Below are 25910 nucleotides of genomic sequence, written 5' to 3'. Positions count from 1 at the left end.
AATTTTCTGACCCTCATTAGTTAAATTTTCCAGCTCTCGTTCAGCTGTTTTTTTACGCAGAACATAACCGATTCCCAGGCCGGCAATCATGGCCATCAGAACCGCAACAATCAGACTAAGGTACATATCCATATTTTCACCCTTTCTATTTTCCCCGACAAAAGGAAATCCAAAGAATAATTAATATTCAACTTAAAACCACCATTTTCAGACAAACACTTGCGGCCATCAACTTTCAGCAATCCGCTGGAACTGTGAATCAATAAATCTCAACTTTCTGACTTGCATTGCCAAAAAATATATTGCCGGATGTTCGGGCTTGGCTCATAGCCTGTCTGCCGACAGGCAGGCGGTATTGGCCGCCTGGGTGGGGACAGTTTTCAAAACTGTCCCCCATTGTGATTCGCGGTGGACGCCCGGGGACATTGCTTTAGCGCGCCCCACAGCCGGCCTGTCTGCGTGCGGCACGCACAGGCAGGCCATGGACGGCCGGCGAGAATGAGCGAGAGCCATGCCGGAACATCCCTGGAAATGTCCTTCAACTATTTGTAGAATAACTCAGAAAGTTGAGAATAAATGTTTCAGTTGAGTACCAACAGCTGTTTACTGGCAACTGACAAACAGCCAATGCATTTTTCACGAATCTGGGGAAATTATAAATCCAGGAGGAAAATAAAGAGGAATCGCACCGCAAACAACGATGGATCAAGGAAAGGTCAATCAGAAAAGTCAGGAAAAGTTTCTATTACAATGGGAATAGTATCCACTAAAGGCTCATAATACCCCGGCAGAAACATATCGACTGAACATCGCTAGACGATGGACTGAAAAATCCCACAAAACCATAGAACCATTTCTATTCAGTCGGTTAGCATTGATAGGACTTTCGGGATAAAACAAGGAAGGCCGCCGAGTTATTCGGCAACCGCCGACAAAAAAAGCACTTAATACCAATCCACTGATGATAACAGTCATCCGGCTTCTGCTCCTGTAATTTTCATCCCTGACATTTCATCATGCAACCACCAGGCTGCTATCAGCCTGCTGTTAATACTTTCAGCTTCTCTCTATTATAACCTCCAAGACTTGCAAAATCGCCCCAGAGTCTTAAAGCTAAATTTATAAAGACTTAAAGTTAAGCTATTAGCAGTTAGCCATTAGCGCTTAGCGCTTAGCTTTAAGAAATCAGTACTTTGCCTTAATTTCAATCAATACCCAATGGGTTAAAATCTTATGGTAAGCATTCGACTTTGTTTATAAATTGGCAAATTCCTGGACCTAATATCCGTCAATTTTTTTAATTCTCGCGCCAAGCCGCAAAGACCGCGAAGAGTTCAACTTGCTATATCGTCTGTCGTTTTTCATTGCGCCTTTGCGTCTTGAGTGAGTGAAGCGAACGGGCGCGAGACAAAAAAATTAGGCTGACGCGGAATCACAGAGAGCAAATAACTGGTTTCTCTATACCTCTGTGAGAGTATTATTGCTTTTTTGAAAACGTGCCCGAATATTTACATCTTAATGGCATCTAATGCCTTGTAATAATTAAACTAATACCTAATCGCTCAATTTAGAAAGGGGTTAAACGCCCCCATGGTTACCGTGTAGCCGCTTCTTTTGAACCTTAAGTAGCAGTTGAGGCAGTTGATTATCCCTTCAGGCTTCCCTGCAAGCAGGGCATGCACACCAGAATAAAGTCTCCGCCTACGTCATAAGGTGTTGGCTCAAAAAAATTCGACTATCACGCATAACACAGGGGCCGTTCGTCTTAAATCAAACAGGAAATCTTCGATTCAACTCTTCTAATCGCTTAGTCATGGAATCCAGCTCTAATTTAAGCTGCAGATACTCACCAGTCACATTCATCAAGGTCAAAACCATCAAGTTAACCGTGCTGATGGTTTGAGATTTTCGTCCCAGTAAATCAAGCTGCTCATTAACCATCCCGGCAACTGACTTAACATGATCTTCATCAGAATCTGTTCTGATGATATATTCCTGCCCTTTGATACTAACTGTAACACTCTTCTTTTCCATTATCCGAAGATGCGCTCCTTTTTACAGACAGGCCAAAGCAGGGAGAAACTAAGCAGTTATTTATTAGTTAGGTTCATCCGCAGACAATAAAGGCGTATCGGGAACAGGTGAATTAAAATCAGGGAATTTCCGCAACAACTGGTCTATCCTGCTCTCCACATCAGCAAGCAAAATATCTTTGCTCTTCAGCATTTCTTCCAACTGTCGCACTTTATCCTGATGGGAACCAAGTGTTTCCTCCAGTTCCCTGTTTTTTTCACTCATCCCCTTATATTTCTCCAACAGCAATGCTACCTGCTCTTCAAGAAAATTGAGTTGTTCCAATCCACTATTCAATTTCCGGCTCCTGTATTTAATAAGTATATCTGACGTTCAGAAATCCAGGATTGCTTCTATCTCGGCAATCCTCTTCACAATCCGGTCCCGTTCATCAACCTTTAGATCTTCACGCTCAACCTTTTTGCATAACTGATACAATTGCATTTCCAGCGAATATTCGCGACAGCCATACTTTTTGCCGTGAACTGCCTCTCCTTCTTGTTGATAGCCATTCTGACCATAGTCGCCCATTCGTACCGACACCGTCCTACTGCTGGTAATACCTGTTACTCTATTCGTCCAAAATTCGACAAAGTTTACAAGCTATCAAAATCTTCGCCCATATCTTGAGATAAATCTACCACATGGAGGTAAAGTCTGTCAATATTTATCCCCGACTAAATCGGTAAATTTACCCTGCCAGCTATCCCGCGCCGCAAATGAAGTAGAAATCTGCTGTAAAACCTGAAGTTTATTCCTGGCCCAGGATGGAGCCACAAAGACATCACGATATCCCTCCGCTGTCAGCCGCTGCACCACCACTTCAGGTGGCATCTTCTCCAAAAACCTGGCCACCAGTCGCGCATATTCTTCCTTGGTCATCAGCGAGAAAAGTCCGGCCTTATAATCATCATATAAAGATGTTCCTTTCAGCACCAGTAACGAATGGATTTTAATCCCTTTTATCGGCAATTGTGCCACATAATCAGCTGTTTCCAGCATCATTTCAGGGGTTTCACCCGGCAGCCCGAGAATAACATGCACACAAAGGTTAACTCCACACCCGGCTGCCATCCGCACTGCCTCCTCAAACGATTGCAAACCATGCCCCCGGTTAATCCTGAGTAGGGTTTGTTCATGCATGGACTGCAAACCATATTCAAGCCATACTTCCTTGTTTTTGGCATAAGCAGCCAGCAAATCAACCGCTTCCGGGGTAATGGCATCGGGGCGGGTACCTATCGCCAACCCGACCACATCGGAAACTGACAAGGCTTCATCATACAAACTACGCAGCCGTTTTAATGGCGCGTAGGTGTTCGTACCGGTCTGGAAATAGGCAATAAATTTTCTGGCCTTTCTTAACCTGACATAAAGTGTTTTACCATATTCCAGTTGTTTTGTAATTGATGGAAGCTGTCCCTGTTGTCGCAACAGTGAACCTCGACCATCACAATAAGTACATCCACCAGTAGTACAATTTCCATCACGACTGGGACAGGTAAAACCGGCATCCAACGAAATTTTGTATACCCGGTCATGAAAACGGTTAAAAAAATAACTTTTCAGATCATAGAAACGCTTACCTGAAACCCATAGAGGATGATAAAGGAAGACATCCTTCATCAACTTACATCCTCGGTCCTGGCAATTTTTAAGGGTGGATTGAGCAATGCATTCTTAATTATTTCAGCCGCCACATAAGAAGAGCTGATCGTCCGTTTTTCCCCATGAACCAGCACAATGGCAACCGCAACCTTGCGCTCACCACTTTCACCATAACCGGCAAACCATTCACACCGCCCCTGGCGTCCCGGCATGTCTAAAGAACCGGTTTTGCCTCCTAGAACCCAATTCCTTGAACCACGCACCTTTCGCAGGTGAGCAAATGACTTTTTAGCTGTTCCGTACCTAACGGTTGCCTGCATTAATCGTTGCAGATTCTGGACACTTTTTCCCGCGAATGGCTGAGAAATAGCTTTCAACCGGCGATAAAACAATTCAACCCCAACCTTGTTTTCTAAGCGTTCAACCAAAAACGGTCGCATCATTCGACCTTCATTGATTGGCAGAGAGGCAATCAATGCCGCATGTAATGGCGATATGGTCGTCCCGGTATTAAATCCACAGGCCTGTTCAGCCCTGGCAAAATCAGATTCCGGCACTAAAACCTTACTGGTACCTACTGGCAGATCAAATTCAATCGGAACATCGAAAAGAAATGAGCGAGCAGTTTCCATAAATTCTGCTTCTTTAAGAACTTGAATGCCAAGCTTACCAAAAAATGGATTAACACTGAGAGAAAAAGCTTTTTCCAGGGAAACAGATCGAGACTTAAATCGTTGTCTTTTCAGGCCTAATTGATGTTTGTAAAGGGTATGGAAACGGCCTGATACCGGCAGTTTTTTGCGGCTGGTAAAATCTTTTTTTTCCAGTACGGCGCCGGCGGTAACAATCTTAATTAAAGAAGCAGCGGGGAAACCCGCATAGGTACAGTAATTACCCTTGCCCTCTGCCAACATATCTGCATTGAGACTTTTATGACGGTAACTGGCCATTGCCAGGATGGCCCCGGTAGCCGGATCAAGAACCACCCCGGCGCCAACCAGGGGCGTGTAGCGACGCAACAGAACAGTTAAACGATGCTGCAAAGTTGATTCCAGACTGGTATGAACCCTTATCAGGGCATCATCTCTCGGAAAACAAAAATCAACAGGTGGCGAAGCCTGAAAAAAATATTCCGGATCAAACAATGCTGAAAGGTCTGTACAAATAACTGGATGAGCCCCGGGATCATAGTCGCCCAGGGAATAGACATTGCTGCTTACCATCACCTGAGCATGAGTCATGGCCATACGAAAACGGCTCATACCAACCAGGAGAAGACAACAGAGTAACAGCGATAACGATGCAAAACCTATTGTTCTTATCCCCGGCATTTGCAGGCGAAAACTGCCCAAACATCGCAACCGCGACAAAAAAATCAAGTAATAGCTATTTTTTAATTGCATAAAGATATTTTTAAAAGTTTATCCACATAACAAACAGTCCTTTTCTACACCTTGTCATTTTTCCCTGTCAACCTCTTAATTATGGGAAAAGTCCTTGATTCAATAGAAAAACTTACGCTATAAACAAGCGACAACTGACATTTAAATAGTTTTCATTCTTGCCAATATCCGCTATTATCAAAAAAAACTTTTAAAAAAGCCAGTAGAATTTTGCACATAACCCTGTCCCCCAACTTCCGAGGTCACCATGGACAAGCTCAAAGAAATTATCCGTGACATTGACAATTTCCCCAAAGCCGGCATTATTTTTAAAGATATCACTACACTGCTCGCCGATGCCACATCATTTCAACGGGTTATTGACCTCATGGGACACCGTTATCTGGACAAAAAAATCGACTTGGTCGTCGGGATTGAGGCCCGTGGATTCCTGACCGGGGCGGCGCTGGCCTACAAATTAAATACCGGGATTGTGCTGGTACGAAAGCCAGGAAAGCTTCCCGACAAAACCTTTCAGGAAGAATACGCCCTAGAATATGGAACTGACGCTCTTGAGATCCATCAGGATGCCATCAAAGAGGGCCAGCGAATCCTGATTACCGATGATATCCTCGCTACCGGCGGCACCATTGAAGCGGTAATTAATCTTGTCAGAAAAACCAAGGCGGAAATTATAGAATGCGCTTTCCTGGCAGAACTTGAATCCCTTAAAGGCAGGGAAAGATTAGCCGGAATCCCGATTTTTTCCCTTTTATCCCTATGAGAAAAAAAGCACGCAATCTCACTTCAATAACGGCCTTTTCCCGATGAAAACTGATTGACAAAAGAGTTGAAAATAGATATATATCGGCCGCTCATTTAGCACTGGAATTACGGCGGTGTAGCTCAGGTGGTTAGAGCATACGGCTCATATCCGTAGTGCCCGGGGTTCAAGTCCCTGCACCGCCACCAAATAATGATCCGGAAATATCCGGTCAATTCTTAACCCTCAAACCTTTCAAATGGTTTGGGGGTTTTTTAAGTGGCTTAAAATATCCTTTAGGGCACCAGCATAAAAATGGTTTTTATGGGTAGCAAAAACGCTGAAATAACCTGAAAAAACAAATGCAAAAGCATCATTTTTTTGCTGTCAAAAAAATATTTTTCATATATACGCTGAGAACAATCGGGAATAATTGCCGTGACAATAAACGTTTTCGCGGTCATACTAAAGTTGCAACTCCGATGACGCGGTAAAAGCTTCAGATTACGAAACATTGAAATCACAATGAAGAAATGCAGGATTACCTCAATGACCAAAATAGCCGACAATATTTTTTTGGACCTACTATTCATATGAATATGATACCGACTTATAGTATCACCGTCAAGTTGTTTATCAAAAAACGCAGAGGGATCCAATTTTGGCAGTGACAAGACCTCAAACTTATGCCTCGACAAATGAAGATGTTCAGCGAATCTCTTGGTGTAAAATTGGTGTAAATTCAATCGACATTGATTGAACGTATTGAACTTATTGAATGAACCTGAAAACCTACTCTAAGCCACTGAAACAAGGGGAAAATATTGAAATTACAGCCGATTTAGGTTTATTGCTGAATGAGGCTCATAACCCGGAGGTCGTTGGTTTAAATCCAGCCCCCGCTACCAATAAAATTTTAAGGGCTTATTTTTTTGCGTAAGCCCTTTTTTTGTTTGATGCAAAATTGAATCAACTGGATTTTTTCTCTATAAGACAACCAGCCACAATGGTTTCAAGCTGTTCCACTAGATAGAGAGGGAGAGATAAGAGATCATATTGAACCTGTTTACGCTGTTTATTCTCCTGAATTACAGTATTAAGATGTTGTACTGAGGGAAGATTTGTGTCAATTTTTACAGCAAGGGGGGCATCTTTCGTGCCCATGAACTGGTGTAGAGATTTCAAGCTACCCGAGGCACCTGACTTCACCTCAATGGGGATGATGCTACTTCTCGTAGCTATAACAAAGTCTACCTCAGCATTGGCAGTACGCCCTTCCCGCAGCCAATAGGTCAATTCGCGATTTGCCTTATCTGAAAGCAACTCCTGTAAATGCTGACCGATAAACTGTTCGGCAATAGCCCCTTGGTTGATGAGCTTCACCTCTTCCATCTGCGAGACGGCAGGCCAATCTAAGCCGCAAATAGTATTCATCAAACCAATATCGAGAAAAAGCAATTTATAGACCTTCTCCTTAAGGTCAGCCTGGAGTGGCAGCCCCGAACAGTGACTATGGATCACTTTGCTGATGACACGAGCCATTGTCAGCAACTCGATATCATTCTTCAGTGTCACACTCTGCTCATGTGACGAAATGTTCGAATATTTAACCTTTACGCCGACATTTCTAGCGGCAAAATTAAACACATTAAGCAGGCGATTTAAATTACGTGATCCGGCATATTTTGGAAAATCATCACGATAAGTATCAATAATAGAACGATGCACCTCACTGACATCTTTATAACTACGACTCTCAGCAAAAACCGCAACGGCCTCCGGCATGCCCCCAATATAGTAATATGAACGAATCAGACTTAACAACCGCTTATGGGCAACCTCGACAATCTCCTGACCGAACTTATAGCCTAAAATAAACTCTGCAAGCTGTTCTTCCCCTATTGCCAAAAGAAATTCAGAAAATGTCATAGGTCCCATATGCAGATACTGTATCCGACCCACCGGCATAGAAAAAGTGTGATCCTTCAGGGCAAATTCCAGCAGAGAACCGGCACCAACCACTGCCAGTTCAGGCATATCCTCATAAAAATAGCGCAGGGCAACAATAGCCTCGGGGATGGCCTGAATTTCATCCAGGAACAAAAGAGTACCATGTGTGATAGAACCAATATTGGGAAGAAACTCAATTTGCTGGATAATTCTCCGCGGATCTTTACTCGAGAAAACAGATGTTAATTCCGGGTGACGTTCCAAGTTCACCGTACATATGGCAATTTGGTTTTGCTTGGCAAACATCTCAACCAAGGTCGATTTACCCACCTGTCTGGCACCCCGAATGACAAGGGGTTTGCGTCTTTTTTTATCAAACCAGGAGGAAAGAAGCTCTAGTTGTTTGCGTTGCATTGACGGCTCTCCTAATATCATAAACTGAAATACACATGCTTAATATCATAATAAGATTATCTTTTCAACTACCTCTTAAAACACATCAACAATCTTTCTACCAAGGCATTTTCTTGATTGGCAGTAGCAAGAATTCAAACCTAAAACCTTAAGATGAAGATGCTCCGTAAATCTTTTGATATCTTTCCCAGATTGCCATCATCTGTTACAGCCAGATCAGAAACCCGACCCTGTCGTTGATATGTTCTACCTCGGGAGACAATTGAACCTCCCGCCCAATCTTCAAGATCGTTCCAGGTCAAGCTGGAAATCATTTCCAATCGGCTCTTTTTTTTCGTCATTATTTTGTTACTCCTCAATGCTTTTCATCAATTCATTTGCAATACTGGAACTTTCAATGCGCATGATACTTTCCTGCGCACTTCCATAACTTAGCAGGTTGATGCTGCCATACCACACAACCTTTTGATCAATGATGGCAAATTTCTGATGAATATTGGATTTGAAAATGACATTTATCCCGTTGGCTGTTAACAGGTTTAACGTGTTTTGCAAAGAAGCTTGATCTTTCGCTGCAAAATCATCTTGCGGCCTGGTTACAGCGCTGACCCGAATATTTTTGCCGATTGAGATTTTAAGTTGTTGTATCATCTGCTGGGTGCGTCTTTTCCTGACAAACGGGCTGACGATTAAAATCTCTTTACTAGCAGTAACGATATCCTGATTAAAAACCGGCAAAAAATTTTCTTTATTGAAAATGATATCCAGGGATGAGGCCGTTATCTCTTCACTTTTGGCCTTATACCCCATTGAAGCGTACCCATTCAGCCGCTTTTGATACATTTTTTCCAGCATTTTTACCTGGATATCCACATAATCATAAATTCTCACCTCTTTTTTCGTTTCTAACAGTCGGTGGAGCCTCCCGGCATATTGTTGGAGCGTACCTTTCCAGGATATCGGCATGGCCAGAAACAGCGTATCAAGGCGGGGTTCGTTAAAACCTTCCCCGATAAAATGGCCGGTGGCCACCAGAATGAAATTTTTGTCAGCGGGGATTTCTGAGAGAAACTTGAAAAAGGTGTTGCCAAGATATTGTAAAAACCCAATAAAAACATTGACTTAATGCAGAAAAGCCTCTATGATGACTGGTAATTTCCACCAAGAAAATACCTATCAAAAACAGAGGCCTTTCATGCACCACAAGAATATCAAGTTGATGGTAAAAAAAACAACTGAAAAGAGAATTTCCCAACTGGAAACGCCTTCCTAAAAAAATGAAAAGAGAAATCTTCAGCAAAGTTATGGCCGAAGTTATTGCCGATTATGATTTTAAGCAGAAAATTACCGCTCCGGATGCAGAATTACTCGGCATAGAAAACCAGATGCCGGCCGAGGGCATTATACCACTTGAGGAAATGGCACAATACATCGATATGGTTAATAGCGATCGGATCATAAAACTCAGCAGCTATGATCGATCCTCAATATATATCAAGGATGAGGAGCTGCAATTCATTGATCAGTTAATTGATGATAACGTCATCAACTGCCTACTTTCCTATGATGGATACAGTCCTTCCATGCGGGAAATCCTTCCCAGTCAGTTATTGAAGGCTGAATTACTCAAAGCGATCAAATATCCTGAAATCAGTTACCGTAAATTCTGCACGGATGAATACCTTGGTTTGGACCGCAAGCAGAACCGTGTCTTTGTGGGTTTCCCGTTACACAAGAAAACAACCATTGACCATACACAGCTATGTAAATTCAGAACCCGTCTGACTTTTGTTCAGCAAATCAATCTCCTGGTTTACTTCCTTCACCACTTTTATAAATCCGATCTTCTTGGTGATTGTACTCTTTGCGGTGTTGATTCCACAGAGCTGGCCAATGATTGCAAAATCCCTCTGGCCAGCCTGAATATCAAAGGTAAAAAAATACGAATTTATGGCGATCTCGATTGTGACTGCGGTTCACGCCGAAACAAACGGGATAAATCAATATATGTTGTTGGTTACCGTCTGCATACACTCACGGTTATTGATGCTGGCAATGGTCAGAGCTTTCCTCTTGTTTCCCTGGTTGCACCGGCCAATCACCATGACAGTCAATTCCTGCCGTTTCTGGTAAAGCTGTCTCAGGCCATGGGTATTGATATCCAGCTGGTTACAGCCGATGAAGCCTATCATGATAAAGATGGTTCTTTGTTCAATGAAACCGGGGTTATAGTAACAACACCGCCATCATCAACAGTATCAACCCCTGACAATGTCACCGCCAGAACCGGCGAAGTTTTTTGCCATGGTGAATGTTCTATTCCCATGCAGCATGTAGGCAGCGATGGTCAGGAACATGAATTCAAATGTAGTGCCAACCCGGGAGAATGTCCGTATTCTGACAATTGTCCCCAGTATCGCTTTATGCCAATGGATGGTGGCTTGTTTCAACGTATACCGTTCACAAGTAAAGGAATCGAAGATACTCATGAAATTCGCAAAAACTGTGAACGCCCTTTCAATCTACTCAAAAACCAGGTTGGACTTGAAAAAATAAGAGTCCGTAGCCAGCATGCCACGATGTCCAGGTGTACATTCAGTACCATTGCTGTTTTATTGATAAAAATGGCTGGTAAGCGAAAAAGGGAAAAAGTTGTAAAAGAACAACCGTTCATCTTTGATGATGTTGCCAATATGTAAAAAGATTAAATCCAAAACCAACAGTAGCCACAGCTTTTTGAGTTTGTGGTCGTTTCAGCTCTTCATATACAAGAGGCTGACCCCCCAAATATGGGATAAAAGTCAGCAAAAAAACTTTAGCGGGTTAACCCACGACTGGAAAAACCAAAAAGCACATGAAAAACAGGTCATTTTATGGCTAAAAAATATTTATATCTGTCTAAAACTGGATACTTTTCAACACCTTTAAGAAGGCCGAAATATTTGCGGGTCGACGGTCTTATTTATCACTTCCCCACCTTCTTTCAAAAAGGCTTTTAGGTCTTTTTGCTTAGTTATTGTTTGTTTTTTTTGACTTAAATCAATCACTGATTAGTGATTTTCTGATAGACAATCATTCTAAAAACCGTCGATACTTTAAGTTTTGACATTAACCATACCGTAAAAATACCACGAGGCTACCCTCATGCGAAAAACCCGCCACACCCGGATCGTGCAATGGCTACACAAATATTGCGCTCTCCTGGGCCTGTTTTTCTTTACCTGGATGGCCTTGAGCGGTATCATCTTAAATCACCCTCAATTACTAAAAAAGTACTCCCTACCCAACCAGATAATGCCGGCCAACTATCAATACCGCAACTGGAACCGAATGAGCTGGCGGGATGCAGTGTTTTCCGCCAGCCACGAAAATATTCTCTATGTCGGCGGCAAAGAGGGGGTCTGGAAAAGTTTAAATCAAGGGAAAAGCTTCCAGCCTTTGACCGCAGGTTTCCCCGCTGCTACCTACGAAAGAGACACCTTAAGCCTCCTGTTAGCCATAAACCAAGAACAGGAGACCCTTTACGCCGGCACCAGATCAGGCCTCTTTTACCAATCAGATGAGAGCTGGCAGCGAGTCGATCATCCCATACTCAGAGATCAGGCGGTGGTGGAACTTCTGCAAATCGACAATCGCATCCTGGCCTTTACTGATAGCGCTATCTATCAAGCCGACACGACCGTTAAGCCCCCCACTTTTACCCCACTGGCCTTACCCCGAAACCTTGATAAAACCCCGACAGTGCCTCTCTTCCGCTGGCTTTTAAAGGTTCACGACGGCTCGATCATCGGCCTTCCCGGCCGCCTTTTGGCCGACTTTATCGGCCTGACACTCTTTTTCCTCTGTCTCTCCGGAGTGATTATCTGGTACGTAATCCAACGCAAAAAACGGCACCGTTCGACTTTTCTTTCTGGAAAACTTTTTGCATTCAATTATCGCTGGCATCTGAAAATCGGCATCTTTAGCGCTCTATTCATTACAACTATCGCATTAAGTGGCGCTCTTGTCCGACCTCCTCTCTTGATTGCCATTATTCGTCTGGCAGTACCCGCCAGCCTTATGCCTGATGCCGATTCCAAAAACCCCTGGGCTGGCCAAATCCAGAAAGCAGCCTACCTAAAAGGCAAAAAAGAACTTATTATCGCCAGCAAGCAGGGACTTTTCAGGGGCCCAATCGACAGCACCACTCCCTTCACAAAAATACCTGCGGCCTTACCGATCCATGGGATGGGAGCTATGGTTTTTGAAGCGCTAGACGACTACAACCTGCTCATCGGATCATTCAGCGGACTCTATATCTGGGATACCAAGCAACAGACAATAATGCAGCTCAAAAGTAAAGCAACTAGAGGAAACCCCAACTGGGGCAAATCTATCATGGTCACTGGAGCTGCCGTTTATCAGGGCCGTCCCCTGCTGGTTGCAGATTATAATGACGGACTTAAACCATTACGTCGGCGCCCGCAGGCAAACCCCACCATGCCGGATGAGATCAGATCCAAAAGCCGCATTGCCTTATGGAATGCCCTCTTCGAACTCCACAATGGTCGCATCTTCGAACAATTTATTGGTCTTTTATATTGGCTGATTATTCCCCTGGGTGGCATCTTACTCCTCATTACCACCTTGAGCGGTACTATCAATTTATTAAGGCGGAATCACCGAAAAGCGCCTCGACAAAAAGGAACACCATAAAAAATCCGCCTCAATTTGTTCAAATTGTGGTGTTCCTCTGCGTTGAACATACCCAGTCAATAATAATGACAAAAAGGAACGGGTCCAAACCATAAAAAAACCCCACCCCCACTAAGAATAGTAGCGGGAGTGAGGCTTTTAAATTTTCAAAAATACTGAACGGCACAACTTCAAGAATCTGTAAATTTTCCATCAGGCCAACCTATACAAACAAGACCCGATAAAAGTATCTGTTGTTACTAATCTTCGCCTCTGTCATACCAATCGTGCTCAGTGACAAAGAGACAACCATCACTAATCATCTGGGTCAATACCCTTTTTCTACATAAAAAAAGTCCCCTCTCCACGCCAATTAAATATTTAACCATACCCTGAGGTGGACCATCAATTAGCGACCACAAGATATTTCCTTAAAGAATAAATCGTTAATGCACCTGATACCATGCGATAAATCACAATACATGATTGCAAATAATATTCATCACCAGCATCTTTCAGAGTCTAACACCGGTGATTTTTTTCAGAACCTATTGACCAACAGGAAAGTAATGTCTAGGCTTGGAACCAGTAATATCAGTTAAAATCAAAAAGTGGCTAAACTGATCGAAATATGATATTTTGGGGATACATAAATCATAGGAATCCGATCTCGTCTTAAGGTAGACTTGAATCACCCCCGGGAGAAAGCAGTCTACAAACAAATAACTTGACCCTACTTCGATATAACCAACTTATGAACCCACCTCACATCACTTTTCACGGCAGCGATGTCGTTCCGTCTTCTCCTGAAGAGGCTTTTTTTCATGTCATTCCCGTACCTTATGAGAAAACCGTCTCTTATCGGGGCGGCACCAAAAATGGGCCGCAAGCCATCCTCGAGGCTTCCTGCCAGTTGGAGCTTTTTGACGGTCGAAGTATCCCGGCTGAGCACGGCATCAGCACAAAATCACCGGTCGATTGTCAAGGAACTGATGAAGTGGTCCTTGGCCGCATCACAGCAGCGGTGGAAAGTTCCCTGCAATATCCTTGTGTTCCTGTAATTTTGGGAGGTGAGCACACCATTACCCTGGCCACGGCCAGGGCTCTGGAAAAAAAGTATACTGAATTCGGAGTCATCCAGTTTGATGCTCATGCGGATCTGCGTAACAGTTACCAGGAAACAAACTTGAGCCATGCCTGTGTCATGAAAAGGCTGTACGATGAAAATATCCCTTTTTTTCAGATCGGAACACGAAGTTACTCGTATGATGAACATCTTTTTCGCCTGGAACATAAGATCCCCTATGCCGATGCTGAAGCCATATTCAGGAAGGGTATCAACACCGTGCGTTTCCCGGCTGATTTTCCAGAAAAGATTTTTATAACCTTCGATATCGACTGTTTTGATCCATCACTGATACCAGCCACCGGCACCCCCGTGCCGGGAGGTCTGACCTGGTATCAGGTCATCTGGTTGCTGGAGAAAATTTTTTGCGAACGCGTCTGCATTGGTTTTGACGTCGTTGAACTGGCCCCGCTTGAAACCCTGCATAGCTCTTCATTTACAGCTGCTCAACTGGTCTACAACATGATGGGTTTTCTGACCCGCAGCGATATTAACCAAAAGTTTTGGCAATCAACACAAACAGAGTGACAAACCATAGATTCCCCCGGCAAGTCCATCCTTTTATCGCAGAAAAAATACCCCCTGAATTCTCAAGTTTTACCCTTTCCATGCCGATAACCACTTAAGCTTGTCCCTCTTCAGCTAAAATACCATTAATTCATTAGTGCCTTACAGGTCGTTTTCTGGTTAAAAAAACAAGAAAATGTTAAGTGCTTCACGGGTTCTTTGCCGTCAGGCAAAGGTTCCGATGAAGAAACTTATGCAAGGCTCTGATAAGAGTACTTATTTGCGGGCGTGCTAATTAAATTTTGGTTGCGGATATCAAGCCCGCATCAGCCACTCCCGGACGGAGGATCGTCACCATGAGTGTTTTTGTTATTGACCACAATGCCGAATCTACCGAATATATCTCTCAGATTATCAGCTCCCTCGGACTCGCTCCAAAGCCGATTAAATCCATGGCCTCCCTGGTTACCACCTTACAGCAGGAAACTCCGAGACTGATTATTGCTGAGGCCCTGCTCCCCGGCTACGATGACTTTATTATCCTGCAATATATCAATGACCAGAACCAGAAAGAACTTAAAGATATTCCGGTCATTGTCACTACTAGTCGTTCAAAAAGAGAAGATATTCTCAAAGCCCGACAACTTGGAGCTAAAGGGTTTTTGATTAAACCCTTCGACAAAAAATCATTAATCCAGCAAATCAAACTGGCCCTGAAAATCAAAGACCTGAATCCGACAAAAATAGCAGCTAAAGGCGGACATGCTGGAAGCACACGTCGCCAGCAACAACAGAAAATCTCCCTGAACAGCATCAATACAGAACGTCTTAAAAGCCGGATCATGCAGAAAATAGAATCTATTCCTTCATTACCGGCCATTGTCTACAAGGTGATGCAGTTAATCAATAATGAAAACTCCAATGCGGCCGATTTTGAAAACCTGATTGTCAAAGACCAGGCCCTTACCGCCCGGATGCTGCGGATGGTCAACTCTTCTTTTTTCAGCCTATCCCGCAAAGTTAATTCAATTTCCGATGCGGTGGTTTACCTGGGACACAATACCATCAAAAGCCTGGTACTGGGTGCTTCGACCTCAAACCTGTTTAAAAAAAGTCTCAAGGTTTATGGCTATCAGAAGGAAGGCCTGTGGCAACATGCAAACCTGGTGGCAGCCCTGGCCCGTTATCTGGCTAAATCCGCCAATTTGACGCCGGCAGAAATCGAGAATTGCTACGTATCCGGCTTATTACATGATATTGGCAAACTCATTCTTGGACCTTTTGTGGAGCAATTCTCCGATCGTTTTGCCTCCGCCATGGCAGCAAATAAACCCCTGTCTCAGGCTGAGAAAGAGATACTTGGTTTTGATCACGGGGAAATAGGAGGGCTCCTGTTAACAAACTGGAAGCTGCCAACAAACCTGGTTGAATCAGTTGCCCTGCATCATTTTCCGGAAAATGCCACGGTTAATCCCAGGGAAACACTGGTCATTTCTCTGGCCAACAACCTCAGCAATCGATTGGGCTTTGCCCTTGAACAGCCGGTAGAAAGACTGAGCCAGGAGCAAAGAGAGAAAGCGTATAAAATGCTCAGCTTACCGCCAGACTGGGAAGAACAGCACCATGATGAAATCATCACCCTTGCTGATCAAATCATGGAATTAATCGACAAGCTCTAAAATCATCACAATAATTGGGGCCATTGGCAGCGGAATTAAATTTATTACAGTACGCACCGCTATCAATGAAGAAGTAAAAGAATACATAAAGGGAGAAGCTGAATGAAGGGATCGATTCAACAGGCAGTCATAGAAATTCATGCCTCCATGGATTCTGAAGAAATATACCTGGCCATGAGCAGGCAACTGGCCGAGCGATTCGATATTCAGGCCTTTTCCATCTTTCTTTTCAATAATGACAGCCAGCAATACAACCTTGATTTTTCAACCACCATTGACCGCAGTTACTGGGATGAAATCTTTTTCGACCGTGAAGATGTAGCTTTTGACTATTTTTCCGGGCAGCAACCCCTTAACATCCCCTCGCAGCTAACCTGGTTTGGTAATGAATTTGATGTCTATTGGGTAAATTTGCTGCTGCGGGATAAAGAAGTGGCCATAGCTTTTGTGGCCCATGAGTACCTGGAAAACTTTTCCGAATATGCCTCCATATTGCAAATCTACCTGGACCAAGTCTGCCTTTCGCTGATCAAAACCAAGATCTATGAAGAAATGTGCAACTTCAAAGAGGAAAGCGCCGCCAAACTCGATGCCATCAATGAAATGGGTGAGCTGTTGGGAAACCTTGATCTGGACCGGATCATGGCTAAACTCATGGAGCTGTCCTTAAAGATTTTACTGGCGGAAGTTGGATCCATCATGCTTTTCAATGAAGACAACGAACTTTCCACCAATATTGAATGGGGTTTGAAAGACGATTTTGTCAAGTCAATTATCTACAAGGACGGCAGCAGTCTGGTTGATAAAGTGGCTGAAAGCCAGTCCGTCTATCATATTGAAGACCTCCCCCATGACCAGGAACTGAGTATTGCCAGCAACCAGTATGCAGTAAACTCCATCATTTCGTTTCCATTGTTCACCAAGAACAAAACCTATGGAGTAATTAATGTCATCAACCAGGAAGGCGGAACCTCATTCGGCAGTCTGGAAATAGAAACGCTGAAAACGGTGGCTCAACTGGCTTCCATCGCCATCGAAAACGCTGTTTACCACCAGCAGGCGGTTGAGCAGGAAAAGCTTCTGGAACAGCTTCGCATTGCCGGAGATATCCAGCGAGGTCTTTTGCCCCAGACAAACCCGGTTATTGAAGGTCTGGATATCAGTGGCATCAGCATGCCGGCGGTTAATGTCGGCGGTGACTTTTTTGATTATATTAATACACCGGAAGATAAATTATGCGTCGTCATTGGGGATGTTGCCGGCAAAGGCATCCCGGCAGCCCTGCTGATGGCAATGACCCGCAGCATGGTCAGATCCAGTCTGCAGCAATCAGAAAATAATTTGAATGATCTGCCGAAAAGAGTTCAGTCGGTCAACAATTCTCTGGCCCAGGAAAATCTGAATGGTAAATTCGTTACCGCCCTGATTTATATCCTGGATCTCATGTCAATGAAAATCCATTTTCTCAGTGCCGGGCATACTCCACTTTATATTTTCCGTCCCCGGGAAAACAGCTTTCAATCCTACAATGAAGGGGGGTTGCCTTTTGGCATCCTGGAAAACGAACAATACCAGCATGCGGTTGTGGACATTAACCCGGGAGATATCCTGGTCACCTACACTGACGGGGTGACGGAAGCCCAGGGCAGAAGCGGCGAACTGTTTGGCTATCAGCGGTTACAAGAGATAATCAAGGAACAGGCCAGCCAAACTGCCCAGGACATTCGCAATGCGGTAATAAAAGAAGTGGAAAGATTTGCCCTGGGGATGCCCCAGTTTGATGATCTGACCCTGGTGGTAGCCAAAATCTCCAGCCATTCTTCCGTTGCACCATAACCAGGAAGCTGATAAAGTCCTCCAGTTAATTTTTTCTTCCATCATCCGCTTTATCCAGATACCAATTACCAAACGCCATGGACCGGTTGCCGCTTCCAGTCATAATCCACCATTTTATCCCCATCCTGCTGGGGTTAATTCTCCTGTCTGGAGCCTGTGCACCATTACCACCGGCAAAAAATCATGACAATCAGATAACCATCGGGATCGAAGGTTCACCCACCACCCTTGATCCGCGCTACACCACCGATGCCTATGGCTCCCGCATCCTGCCCCTGATTTACAATGGCCTGGTAACTACCGATCGCCATGGCGCCATCGTTGCCGACCTGGCAAGCAGCTGGAAAATTATTGATAATCATACCTATCTTTTCAGGCTCCGGCCAAAAACAACTTTCAGCGATGGCTCACCCTGCACCTCCAGGGATATCAAGGCAACCATTGACTATATGCGGAAACCGGACAATGGCTGTCCGGCCTATGGCAATCTGAACATCATTGATTCAATCCGGACTCCTGATTCACTCACGGTTATTTTCCAGCTCAAAAAACCTTTTGCCAGTTTTTTATACGCCCTGACTTCCTACATCATACCGGCATCCTGCTGTCAGCAGCATCAGGATAAACCCATTGACATCCCCGGCACCGGTGCATTCAAGCTGGTAAAATTCTCCCGGGGGCATCAAATTACCCTGGTTAAAAATCCACACTATAATCTCACGGAACCACACCTCAACCACATCCGTTTCAAAATCATCACCAATGATACCACCAGGATTCTGGCTTTGAAAAAAGGAACGGTTGACCTGGTCCAGAATGCCATTCCTCCCTATGCCCTGAAATTCTTCCAGCGGGACCAACACCTGCGGGTACTCAGTCGTCAGGGAAGCGGCTATAAATATATTGGCTACAACCTGGGAAACCCGGTAGTCGGCAACCTCCTGGTCCGTCGGGCCATTTCCCTGGCTATCAACCGCCGGCAAATTATTCGCTATTTACTCAAAAACCAGGCTCGGCCGGCAATCGGTCTACTGCCACCGGAGCACTGGGCCAGCAATCCGTTGCTGAGACCGACGCCTTTCGATCCTGAAGGAGCTGCCAGGTTGCTGGACCAAGCCGGATTTCCACCACAAGGTCCCGAGGGAATCCGCTTCAACCTGAGTTATAAAACCTCCACCAACCAGGAAAGCTATGAAATCGCCCAGATCATCAAAAAACAACTGGCACACATCGGCATCCGAATTGATATTATCCGCTTTGAATGGGGAACCTTTTTCAATGATATCAAGAAAGGTAATTTCCAACTCTATTCGCTGAAATGGATAGGCATTCAGGATCCGGACATCTTTTACTATATCTTCCATTCGTCCAGCATTCCACCTCAGGGTGCCAACCGCGGCCGCTTCTCTAACCGGGAAATGGATAGCCTGCTGGAGAAAAGTCGAACAGTCATTGACCGGAAAAAACGCCGACAGCTTTTTTCCAGGATTCAGCAGATCATTGCCAAGCAGGAAATTTACACCAGTCTCTGGTACCGGAATGATGTGGTTATCATGAAGCGGGGACTGGAAGGTTTTGAAATCTATCCGGGAGGGGCTTATACTTCCCTCAGAAAAGTCAAATGGCAAGATACCTGATCAAAAGACTAATAACCATAATTCCCACCGTAATCGGGGTGGTTACCATGGTGTTTTTTCTGGTTCACCTGATCCCAGGTGACCCGGTTACCGTCATGCTGGGGGAACATGCCATGGCGGTGGAGAAAGCGGCACTGCGACACCAGCTGGGGCTGGATCAGCCACTATTGAGCCAGTATCTCATCTTTCTTAAAGGTATTTTTCATGGCAATCTGGGCAGTTCAATTTTCTACCGGCTGCCGGTCAGCTCCGTCATTGCCGACCGGTTACCGGCCACCATCACTCTGGCTGCCGCCGCCATGGGTGTGGCCCTGCTTATTGCCCTGCCCCTGGGAATCATGGCCGGCTGCCGGCAGTACAGCGCCATTGACAACTTCAGCATGTTTTTTTCCCTGTTGGGGATATCAATGCCGAATTTCTGGCTTGGCCCTCTGCTGATTATTGTTTTCTCCATCAAGCTGAACTGGCTGCCGGTATCGGGAATGGATAGTTTGAAAAGTCTTATACTACCGGCCATCACTTTGGGAACCGCCCTGGCCGCCATCCTCTCGCGTATGACCCGTTCCAGCCTGCTGGAGGTCATCAGCCAGGAATACCTGACTGCCGCCCGGGCCCGGGGACTCCCAGGCTGGCGCGTTTTGATGAAGCACGCTTTAAAAAACGCCCTGCTGCCGGTAGTCACCATTGTCGGCCTGCAGTTTGGGGCCTTGCTTTCAGGCGCCATTGTCACCGAAAAGGTTTTTTCCTGGCCGGGAATCGGCAGTTTGCTGATCCAGGCGGTTTTCACCCGGGATTATCCCATGGTCCAGGGATGCATCCTGATAATCTCCTTCTGCTACATCATTGCTAATGTATTTACTGAAATTTTCTACGCCCTCATTGACCCGCGGATCCGTTATGAATAAAATCAACCCCACCACGCAACGCCCAGGCAATCACCGCGACCACTTCTTCCGCTGGCAAATTTTTCTGCAACGGTCCCATGGGCAAACACCTTATTTTTCTGCCTTTTACGAAACCGAAAATTTTGAGCTTTTCTTGACAGATGATAAAATGCCGATTAAGAATATATCAGGAAACAATAATAAGACATCTGCGAAAGTTTGGAAAAATCTTGTAAATCAATTTAGAACGGAGGTACGTCATGAGAAGGATGATCAGATTGATGACAGTGATTGTGGTACTTGTGATGTTTTCATCTCTAACAACTACTACGGCTTTCTCCCAATGCGGGAGGGTGGCCGATGATCTCTCTTTGGTCCTGCCATGCGTAGAGTATGAAGGTCAATATTACAAAATCAATTTTAGCGCTTATGCAAACCCTGCCGACCCTGCATGGCTTTACTGGCGGTTTGAATCCATTCAGCCGGCCTCAGGAGGGGCGTCTTGTGCCCATATCAACACGACCCTGAACATCACCGCCCCGTGCGTCTATTTTGCGGGCTATAATATTGCGATAACGCTGGAATATTATCCCAATGTCAATCCTGCCGAGCCCAACTGGCCCTATTGGAAACTGGGACCCCAGCTTAGCGTAAACCAGGTAACCATAAACTCGATTTCCGGCGATACCACGGAGCTTCTCCTTCCATATTACTCCAGCCCTGAATTCCGGGCTTCCTTGATGGCGGCCATGACCTGCATGCAGCAATGTGATCCCACTGATCCTACTTGCATTATGGCCTGCATGCCGGACCTTGGGCTTGGCAGCGCCTTTTCGCTGGCCTTTGAACTCTGCAACCCGGGAATCACCCCCATAGAGTTTTGTATACCAGCCGGTGCGTATTTTGAGCCGGGTTCGGGAGATGTGCAGCCAATGCTCATCGGGGTTGACGAATGCCTGGTAGTACCACCAGGATGCATGAAATTTCTGGTGCCCACCTACTGCATGGATGGTGGTGCTTCCGCTCCCAGTTCAGAAGACGTGTATGGAATAGCAGGAGCGGGCATAGCCCAACAGGCCTGTATTGCTGAAATACTTGATCTCATAAGTGGTAAAACGGAAATCTCCCATGCTGACTCATATATTATCCAGGATGCGATATGGAATTGCACGGAATTTGGGTCGATAACGGAGGTTCAACGCACAGCTTTACAAAATATGTAACCCAAGTTTAACAATTTTTGTGTGAAGCTGTCAGACTCAGGTTCTGAACGGCTGTGGGCATCTATAAATCAAAAATAACCATGGCGATATCCATGATGAGTAATCAGGAAAAAGCCGGCATTGTCCAATGGTAGCCTGCTGTTCATTTAGACCAACCGTCCCAGTAATTGTTTGGTCAGCATAATCATCTGGCGGGCATTTCCAACTTTTTTCTTCAGAATGCTCATATATAGCCTGGCACTGTCTTTGGGAGGAACCCGGACTATTTCTTTGCGCTCCAGTTTGATGGCTTGAGGCTTGCAAGTGGGGACACAAACCCCGCAACCGATGCAGCGACTGTAGTCAACCACCGCTTTTTCATCGACCAGGGAAACGGCATCCATCTGACAGCGCTTGACACAAAGGCCACAACCAATACATTCTTCCTCGTCCACGACTGCCTGAAAATTGGTGGCAAAGTACTGGACCGGATTTTCCAGTGGCCTGGCTGATGTTAAGATTTCGCAGCAGCAGCCGCAGCAGAGACAGATGGCAAACAGTTTCTGGGTATTGGAAGGTTGAACCACCAGGCCATCCTTTTCAGCCTGCCGCAATATCTCGAAAACTTCGTCTTTGGTAATGATGCGCCCCCAACCCAGGTGGGCATATTTTTTTGCCGCGCTGCCGAATACCAGACAGATTTCCCGCTCATCCGTCACTTGACAGGGCTTACCAACCGAATCCTGGCCGATTTTACAGACACACTCGGCTACCAGACATCTGATTTTGTCGCTGTGTCTGGCTCCGATTGATCCCTGGTGGTTAAGGTTTCGTCGGGACGTTCTCTTTTAACGTAGCAATTGGCCAGGGTGTCGACCAGTTTGGCATCATCGTAACGATTTCCTTTAAACCAGACCTGAATTGGTTGTCCGGGCGTGGTTGGATCGTAACGCAGAATAACCGTTTCGCCGACCAGGGCAGCTTCGGCTTCGTAAACTTTACCGCGCAAACTTATAGTTCTGTCCTTATGAACTTTACGTTTCTCCTCAGCCAGGAAAATATCCTCAAGATCAACACCCGGTTCGGGAAAACAGACGCGTTCAGAGCATCTCGCCCAACGATCAAGCGGAGACTCTGCCAATGTCCGGTGAATATTGTGGTGATATTCTCCTTCAATATAGGCCCACAAAGCCTGGTTGAGATTTGTGAGACTGGCTATGTGGTGATCTTCGAGGGTCGGAAGAAATTGCTGGCGAATTGTTCTAAACCACCTTTCAATTTTGCCCTTCGCAGCCGCGTGATAAGCTTTGCTATGGATTAGAGTAATCCCCAGCCGGGCACAGACAATTGCCAGGTGACGCGAGCGAAGAGAAGATTATTCAAGGCTACATACAGGATGTTATGGCTCTTGATAATCTGTCAAACAGCATTAACGGGTTGATAGAGAAAAAAGATTTCCAAAAGGCTCAAGCAGTCTGTCAGCAATTACTGGACGACTATCCGGATCAGATAGACGGGATTTCTCGGTTTGCCCAAGTGTACGAAGCTATGGGAGAAAAAGCAAAAGCGGCTGAGTATTATAGAAAATCAGCTAAATTTGCCACCGAAAATGATGATTTTGAGCAAGAATCTGTGGATATGTATATTGAAGATGCCAAACGGATGGAGGCGGGATAGCTACATATCTTCTGTTTTATGATTTAAATTAACTTTTCCGGTTGCCCACCGCTGGCATAATGCGGAATGAAAGTGGCGGTATTTTGTAGAATAAATAGTTATTCAACACCTGTGGAAGAGGTTGTGCTTGAAGCAGAAAAACATCCCACTCTGCTCAGTGCCGCCGGGCATATAAGACCGGATATCGGGATTAAAATCTTGGGGCTTTTTTTTTGGTTTATTATCTGCTATAAAAAAAGGTAAGAGATGTTAGAATAGATTGATGAGGTAAAAGATGTTTAATTTTGATGACTTTCAGAATGAGATAGAGAGTGTCTGTCGGAAATACCGGGTCAAAAGTCTCGGCGCTTTTGGTAGTGCGCTGACTGATGATTTCAATGAAAACAGTGATATTGATTTTCTGATTGAACTGGATAGCGCAAAAAACGGTATTGTAAGGTATATGAATATAAAGTTTGAATTGGAAACTTTATTGAAATGTTCAGTCGATCTTATTATGCCGAAGGCGATTAAAAATAATCGGATCAAGAACTACATTTTATCCGATGTCAGGAATATTTATGCCGCATGATCCCTTTGTTTGCATTGAAGATGCTGTTACCGCCTGCAAATTGATTATTGAGTTTACAGAAACCATGGACGGGGCGGAGTTTTATATTGATTTAAAGACCAAGGCCGCTGTGGAAAGACAATTTGAAATATTAGGGGAGGCTTTAAACAGGATCAAAAAAATTGATTTCGATATTCTTACTGAGGTTGATAATTGGCGAGAAATTATTGGTTTTAGAAACGTTATTGCCCATGGTTACGATGTCGTTGAAGATGAAATTGTTTGGGACTCAGTCCAAAGAGATATTCCGACATTGTTAAAACAGTTAAAAAAGATAGCTGAAAATCCATAATCATTTAATACTGCTGAATGACATCATAATGACAGTTTTTTTAGGGGTCCGCCCCCTTTTCGCCGTCCAAAAACCAGCCCCATAGGCTTTCCTATTTTGCGATTACTATCGTCGAACCTCCCAGAGCACACCCCGCTTCAATAAAAATTCCAGGTAATTTTTCGTCTACCACCCTGCGACACGTCTCACAAGGGCTAACAAGTTTGCTTTCTTTTAAATATGTTAGCTTGTTAATGTTTCTGGTGCCAACCTATTGCATGGATGGTTATGCCCATGCCCCTTCGGATGAAGACATCTATTCAATAGCTGGAGCAGGTATAGCTCAACAGGCCTGTATTGCTGAAATACTTGATCTGATCAGGGGAAAAGATATTTCCCATATCGATTCGTACACCGTTCAGGAAGCAGTATGGAACTGCATCGATTTTGGTTTAATCACTGAAGCTCAACGAACCGCTTTGGAAAACCTGTAACCCAGGTTGATGGCTTTGCCACTTGAATGCTTTGGGAATTGCGGTGGCAAAGCCATTAGACCAACCGCCCCAGTAATTGTTTGGTCAGCATAATCATCTGGCGGGCATTTCCAACTTTTTTCTTCAGAATGTTCATATATAGCCTGGCACTGTCTTTGGGAGGAACCCTGATTATTTCTTTGCGCTCCAGTTTGATGGCTTGAGGCTTGCAGGTAGGAACACAAACCCCGCAACCGATGCAGCGACTGTAGTCAACCACCGCTTTTTCATCGACCAGTGACACCGCATCCATCTGACAGCGCTTGACACAGAGGCCACAACCAATACATTCTTCCTCGTCCACGACTGCCTGAAAATTGGTGGCAAAGTACTGGACCGGATTTTCCAGTGGCCTGGCTGATGTTAAGATTTCGCAGCAACAGCCACAACACAGACAGATGGCAAACAGTTTCTGCGTATTGGAAGGTTGAACCACCAGGCCATCCTTTTCAGCCTGCCGCAATATTTCGAAAACTTCGTCTTTGGTAATGATGCGCCCCCAACCCAGGTGGGCATATTTTTTTGCCGCACTGCCAAATACCAGACAGATTTCCCGCGCATCCGTCACTTGACAGGGCTTACCAACCGAATCCTGGCCGATTTTACAGACACACTCGGCCACCAGAATTTCACGGTCAAAATCATTGATCAGCTTCCTGATATGATCATAGTTATCGATGGGCAGTTCAGGGGTAATGCTCCCCTCGGTGGGAATTGTTCTCAGCTGAGGTATTTTCGTCCGCAGGATCTCATCCCTGAAAGCCTCGTCCAGGTACTGTTTAAACAACCGGTAGAACTCCGGAGTCATCCGCTCAACCTGGAACTCAAAGATGCCGATAGCCAGGAAGGCAATACTGTAGAATTTTGAACCGTCCCTCTTCGTATACCAGTTGATCAAACCCTTTTCGGCCATCCGGTCCAGACAGGATTCCAGCTCCACCGCCGTCAGGTCAAGATCACCAAGTCTCGAAGCTATCTTCTCAACCGGCTCAGCAATCAGATTCAAGCCGGCGGCAATCTTCGCCTCCTGTTCGCTGAAGAGGTACTGCAAAAGCTTGATTTCCACCCCCGATTCGGTAATGGG

At 45.0% G+C, this 25910-nt stretch carries 25 protein-coding genes, 1 tRNA gene, 1 other RNA gene and 1 pseudogene; 15 read left to right on the top strand and 13 right to left on the bottom strand.

All coding sequences use genetic code 11. The features are described 5' to 3' along the window. Positions 1-324 precede the first annotated feature (324 nt). From U9P07_11930 to U9P07_11900, 7 genes are all read right to left on the bottom strand, one after another. Complete coding sequence (locus U9P07_11930) at positions 325-513, bottom strand: hypothetical protein (protein MEA2110114.1); 189 nt, start codon at positions 511-513, stop codon at positions 325-327. A gap of 1068 nt (positions 514-1581) precedes the next feature. Next, positions 1582-1759, bottom strand: a non-coding RNA gene (ssrS, locus tag U9P07_11925) — 6S RNA. Positions 1760-1770: 11 nt separating this feature from the next. Beyond that, entirely contained in the window at positions 1771-2034 is a 264-nt protein-coding gene (locus U9P07_11920) for a cell division protein ZapA (GenBank protein MEA2110113.1), read from the bottom strand. Positions 2035-2097: 63 nt separating this feature from the next. Beyond that, a complete protein-coding gene (gene zapB, locus U9P07_11915) occupies positions 2098-2370 on the bottom strand; it encodes a cell division protein ZapB (protein ID MEA2110112.1) in 273 nt (90 codons plus the stop codon). A gap of 36 nt (positions 2371-2406) precedes the next feature. Beyond that, positions 2407-2616 (bottom strand): hypothetical protein, encoded by a 210-nt coding sequence (locus U9P07_11910; protein ID MEA2110111.1) that lies wholly within the window; start codon positions 2614-2616, stop codon positions 2407-2409. A gap of 117 nt (positions 2617-2733) precedes the next feature. Next, complete coding sequence (locus U9P07_11905; protein ID MEA2110110.1) at positions 2734-3699, bottom strand: TIGR01212 family radical SAM protein; 966 nt, start codon at positions 3697-3699, stop codon at positions 2734-2736. Beyond that, positions 3699-4928: a penicillin-binding transpeptidase domain-containing protein gene (locus U9P07_11900; GenBank protein MEA2110109.1), complete on the bottom strand. Its 1230-nt coding sequence runs from the start codon at positions 4926-4928 to the stop codon at positions 3699-3701. The genes U9P07_11905 and U9P07_11900 overlap by 1 nt, the downstream gene beginning before the upstream one ends. A 403-nt stretch (positions 4929-5331) precedes the next feature. Between U9P07_11900 and U9P07_11895 the strand changes: the two genes are divergently transcribed. Further along, on the top strand, positions 5332-5847 hold the full coding sequence (locus tag U9P07_11895) for an adenine phosphoribosyltransferase (GenBank protein MEA2110108.1): 516 nt from the start codon (positions 5332-5334) through the stop codon (positions 5845-5847). 111 nt (positions 5848-5958) lie between these two features. Further along, positions 5959-6035: transfer RNA gene (locus U9P07_11890), tRNA-Met, on the top strand. A gap of 760 nt (positions 6036-6795) precedes the next feature. Here U9P07_11890 and U9P07_11885 read toward each other — a convergent pair. The 3 genes and pseudogenes from U9P07_11885 to U9P07_11875 all read right to left on the bottom strand — a co-directional run bounded on the left by U9P07_11885 (position 6796) and on the right by U9P07_11875 (position 9258). Further along, on the bottom strand, positions 6796-8190 hold the full coding sequence (locus tag U9P07_11885) for an AAA family ATPase (protein MEA2110107.1): 1395 nt from the start codon (positions 8188-8190) through the stop codon (positions 6796-6798). Positions 8191-8330: 140 nt separating this feature from the next. Beyond that, positions 8331-8531 (bottom strand): hypothetical protein, encoded by a 201-nt coding sequence (locus U9P07_11880; protein MEA2110106.1) that lies wholly within the window; start codon positions 8529-8531, stop codon positions 8331-8333. Between the two features lie 7 nt (positions 8532-8538). Further along, positions 8539-9258, bottom strand: a pseudogene (locus tag U9P07_11875) (phospholipase D-like domain-containing protein). Between the two features lie 209 nt (positions 9259-9467). On the opposite strand from U9P07_11875, the gene U9P07_11870 reads away from it, so the two are divergent. The 9 genes from U9P07_11870 to U9P07_11830 all read left to right on the top strand — a co-directional run bounded on the left by U9P07_11870 (position 9468) and on the right by U9P07_11830 (position 21756). After that, a complete protein-coding gene (locus U9P07_11870; GenBank protein ID MEA2110105.1) occupies positions 9468-10889 on the top strand; it encodes a transposase in 1422 nt (473 codons plus the stop codon). A 445-nt stretch (positions 10890-11334) separates the two neighbouring features. Continuing rightward, on the top strand, positions 11335-12885 hold the full coding sequence (locus tag U9P07_11865; GenBank protein ID MEA2110104.1) for a PepSY-associated TM helix domain-containing protein: 1551 nt from the start codon (positions 11335-11337) through the stop codon (positions 12883-12885). A 733-nt stretch (positions 12886-13618) separates the two neighbouring features. Beyond that, entirely contained in the window at positions 13619-14518 is a 900-nt protein-coding gene (gene speB, locus U9P07_11860; GenBank protein MEA2110103.1) for an agmatinase, read from the top strand. 335 nt (positions 14519-14853) lie between these two features. Then, entirely contained in the window at positions 14854-16176 is a 1323-nt protein-coding gene (locus tag U9P07_11855) for a response regulator (GenBank protein ID MEA2110102.1), read from the top strand. Between the two features lie 102 nt (positions 16177-16278). Further along, a complete protein-coding gene (locus tag U9P07_11850; protein MEA2110101.1) occupies positions 16279-18012 on the top strand; it encodes a GAF domain-containing SpoIIE family protein phosphatase in 1734 nt (577 codons plus the stop codon). Positions 18013-18089: 77 nt separating this feature from the next. Further along, positions 18090-19649: an ABC transporter substrate-binding protein gene (locus U9P07_11845; protein MEA2110100.1), complete on the top strand. Its 1560-nt coding sequence runs from the start codon at positions 18090-18092 to the stop codon at positions 19647-19649. Next, positions 19634-20554: a nickel ABC transporter permease gene (gene nikB, locus U9P07_11840; GenBank protein MEA2110099.1), complete on the top strand. Its 921-nt coding sequence runs from the start codon at positions 19634-19636 to the stop codon at positions 20552-20554. Before U9P07_11845 ends, nikB begins: the two co-directional genes overlap by 16 nt. Next, positions 20547-20897, top strand: a complete 351-nt coding sequence (locus U9P07_11835; GenBank protein MEA2110098.1) for a hypothetical protein — start codon at positions 20547-20549, stop codon at positions 20895-20897. The genes nikB and U9P07_11835 overlap by 8 nt, the downstream gene beginning before the upstream one ends. Then, complete coding sequence (locus U9P07_11830; protein ID MEA2110097.1) at positions 20887-21756, top strand: hypothetical protein; 870 nt, start codon at positions 20887-20889, stop codon at positions 21754-21756. Before U9P07_11835 ends, U9P07_11830 begins: the two co-directional genes overlap by 11 nt. A 146-nt stretch (positions 21757-21902) precedes the next feature. Here U9P07_11830 and U9P07_11825 read toward each other — a convergent pair whose 3' ends face one another. After that, positions 21903-22454 (bottom strand): 4Fe-4S dicluster-binding protein, encoded by a 552-nt coding sequence (locus U9P07_11825; GenBank protein ID MEA2110096.1) that lies wholly within the window; start codon positions 22452-22454, stop codon positions 21903-21905. 50 nt (positions 22455-22504) lie between these two features. Beyond that, positions 22505-22924: a Mu transposase C-terminal domain-containing protein gene (locus U9P07_11820; GenBank protein MEA2110095.1), complete on the bottom strand. Its 420-nt coding sequence runs from the start codon at positions 22922-22924 to the stop codon at positions 22505-22507. Between the two features lie 212 nt (positions 22925-23136). On the opposite strand from U9P07_11820, the gene U9P07_11815 reads away from it, so the two are divergent. The 4 genes from U9P07_11815 to U9P07_11800 all read left to right on the top strand — a co-directional run bounded on the left by U9P07_11815 (position 23137) and on the right by U9P07_11800 (position 24787). After that, the gene (locus U9P07_11815; protein MEA2110094.1) at positions 23137-23412 is read left to right on the top strand and encodes a tetratricopeptide repeat protein; all 276 of its coding nucleotides are present in this window, start codon (positions 23137-23139) and stop codon (positions 23410-23412) included. Between the two features lie 274 nt (positions 23413-23686). Beyond that, a complete protein-coding gene (locus tag U9P07_11810) occupies positions 23687-23983 on the top strand; it encodes a nucleotidyltransferase domain-containing protein (protein MEA2110093.1) in 297 nt (98 codons plus the stop codon). Further along, positions 23973-24314, top strand: coding sequence for a HepT-like ribonuclease domain-containing protein (locus U9P07_11805; protein MEA2110092.1), 342 nt, complete (start codon positions 23973-23975; stop codon positions 24312-24314). The genes U9P07_11810 and U9P07_11805 overlap by 11 nt, the downstream gene beginning before the upstream one ends. A 233-nt stretch (positions 24315-24547) precedes the next feature. Further along, positions 24548-24787, top strand: coding sequence for a hypothetical protein (locus tag U9P07_11800; GenBank protein ID MEA2110091.1), 240 nt, complete (start codon positions 24548-24550; stop codon positions 24785-24787). 55 nt (positions 24788-24842) lie between these two features. On the opposite strand, the gene U9P07_11795 is transcribed toward U9P07_11800, so the two are convergent. Next, the coding region (locus tag U9P07_11795) for a 4Fe-4S binding protein (protein ID MEA2110090.1) at positions 24843-25910 on the bottom strand (1068 nt) is incomplete at its 5' end.

Source organism: Pseudomonadota bacterium, assembly GCA_034660915.1.
GTDB lineage: Bacteria > Desulfobacterota > Anaeroferrophillalia > Anaeroferrophillales > Anaeroferrophillaceae > DQWO01.
This window is presented reverse-complemented; position numbering and strand designations above follow the sequence as displayed.